Source organism: Chrysiogenia bacterium, assembly GCA_020434085.1.
Classification (GTDB): Bacteria; JAGRBM01; JAGRBM01; order JAGRBM01; family JAGRBM01; genus JAGRBM01.
In genome coordinates, this window is record JAGRBM010000604.1 from 1 (window position 1) to 2,516 (window position 2,516).

Genomic DNA, 2,516 nt, shown 5'->3' on the forward strand with positions numbered 1-2,516 from the left:
GGCAGCGGCAAGAGCTCGCTGGCCTTCGACACGATCTATGCCGAGGGGCAGCGGCGCTACATGGAGTCGCTCAGCGCCTACGCGCGCCAGTTCCTCGAACAGATGAGCAAGCCCGATGTCGATTCCATCGAGGGTTTGTCGCCGGCGATTTCCATCGAACAGAAAACCACCTCGCGCAACCCGCGCTCGACCGTCGGCACGGTGACCGAGATCTACGATTACCTGCGCCTGCTCTGGGCGCGCGTCGGCGACGTGTTCTGTTACTCGTGCGGGCGGCAGATGCAGGCCCAGACCGTGCAGCAGATCGTCGACCGCCTGATGGAGCTCGAACCGGGCACGAAGATCAGCCTGCTGGCGCCCATCGTGCGCGGGCGCAAGGGTGAGTACGGCAAGCAGCTCGAAAAGCTTCGGCGCGAGGGCTTCGTGCGCGCGCGCATCGACGGCGAGACCTTCGACCTCGAAGACGAGATCAAGCTCGACAAGCAGAAGAAGCACGACATCGCCATCTACGTCGACCGGCTCAAGATCGATCCCGGTGAGAGCGAGCGGCGGCTGGCCGACTCCATCGAGACCGCGTGGCGCCTGGCCGACGGGTATGTGCTCGTCGATGTGGTCGGACATGACGAAGAGCTTTTCAGCGAGCATTTGAACTGCGCCTACTGCGAGATCTCCTATCCCGAGATCGAGCCGCGCAGCTTCTCCTTCAACTCGCCCCACGGCGCGTGCGGCAAATGCGCGGGCCTTGGCGAGCTCTCCTACTTTGACCCGGCGAAGGTCGTGCCCGACGAGAGCCTCTCGCTCGAAGAAGGCGCGCTCGCCCCGTGGCAGTGGACCAGCGACTACTACCGGCAGATGCTCGAGAGCCTGGCCGAAGCCTACGACTTCGACAGCGCGGTGCCGTGGAAAAAACTGCCCGCCAAGGCGCGCGAGGTGCTGCTCACCGGCACGGGCAAGAAGACCGTCAACTTCAAGTACAAATCGAAGTCCGGTCGCAGTCGCCACACCTTCGTGCAGAAGTTTCCGGGCGTGCTGGCCTGGCTGGACAAGCGCTGGAAGGAAACCGATTCCGAGTCCGTGCGCGACGAGCTGGCCGAGTACATGAGCAGCCAGCCCTGTCCCGACTGCCACGGCGGGCGCCTTCGCGCCGAGAGCCTGGCCATCCGCATTGCCGAGAAGAACATCGACCAGGCCACCCGGCTCTCCATCAAGAAGGCCGCGGAGTTCTTCGGGGCGCTCGAGCTCAAGGGAAACCGCGGCGAGATTGCGCGGCCCATCCTCAAGGAAATCCGCGACCGCCTGCAGTTTCTGGAGGGCGTGGGCCTTTCCTACCTCTCGCTCTCGCGCCGCTCAGGAACGCTCTCGGGCGGGGAGAGCCAGCGCATCCGCATGGCGACCCAGGTGGGCGCCTCGCTGGTGGGCGTGCTCTACGTGCTCGACGAGCCCAGCATCGGCCTGCACCCGCGCGACAATGACCGGCTGATCGCGACGCTCCAGCGCATGCGCGATCTTGGCAACTCGGTGCTCGTCGTCGAGCACGACGAGGCTACGATTCGCGCCTCCGACTGGGTGATCGACATGGGGCCGGGCGCCGGCCGCCACGGCGGGCAGGTCACCGCGCAGGGAACCGTGGCGCAGATCTGCAAGAACAAGGACTCGCTCACCGGCGCGTATCTCTCGGGCGCGAAGTCGGTGCCGACTCCGAAGACCCGGCGCAAGGCCCGCGCCAAGCTCACCATCAAGGGCGCGCATCTGAACAACCTGCAGGACGTCACCGCCGAGATCCCGCTGGGTATCTTCACCTGCGTGACCGGCGTTTCGGGCTCGGGTAAGAGCTCGCTCATCGTCGACAGCCTCTACCCGGCGGCCATGGCAAAGGTCATTCACCGAAATGAGCCCGAGGGCGCGTTCAAGTCGATCGCGGGCCTCGAAGAACTCGACAAGGTGATCGACATCGACCAGTCGCCCATCGGCCGCACGCCGCGCTCCAATCCCGCGACCTACACCGGCGCCTTCACGCCCATCCGCGACTTCTTCGCCCAGCTTCCCGAGGCGAAGATCATGGGTTACGGGCCCGGACGTTTCAGCTTCAACGTCAAGGGCGGGCGCTGCGAAGCGTGCAAGGGCGACGGCATGCGCAAGATCGAGATGCACTTCCTGCCGGACATCTACGTCGAGTGCGAGGAATGCCACGGCCGGCGCTACAACCGCGACACCCTGGAAGTCCTCTACAAGGGAAAGAACATCGCCGACGTGCTGGAAATGACCGTCGAGGACGCCGCCGAGTTCTTCAGCGCTCACCCGCGCGTGAGCAAGATTCTCCAGACGCTCAACGACGTGGGCCTTGGCTACATCCACCTGGGGCAGGCGGCCACCACGCTTTCTGGTGGTGAGGCCCAGCGCATCAAGCTCGCCCGCGAGCTGGCCAAACGCTCCACCGGAAAGACGCTCTATATCCTCGATGAACCCACCACCGGCCTGCACTTTGCCGACGTGGACAAGCTCCTCGAAGTGCTCCA

The 2,516-nt window shown here is 65.0% G+C and carries 1 protein-coding gene; it reads left to right on the forward strand.

Translation table 11 applies throughout. The annotated features are described in order from the left end of the window. Positions 1-2,516: excinuclease ABC subunit UvrA (uvrA, locus tag KDH09_19675; GenBank protein ID MCB0221927.1), on the forward strand; the 2,516-nt coding region annotated here is incomplete at both ends.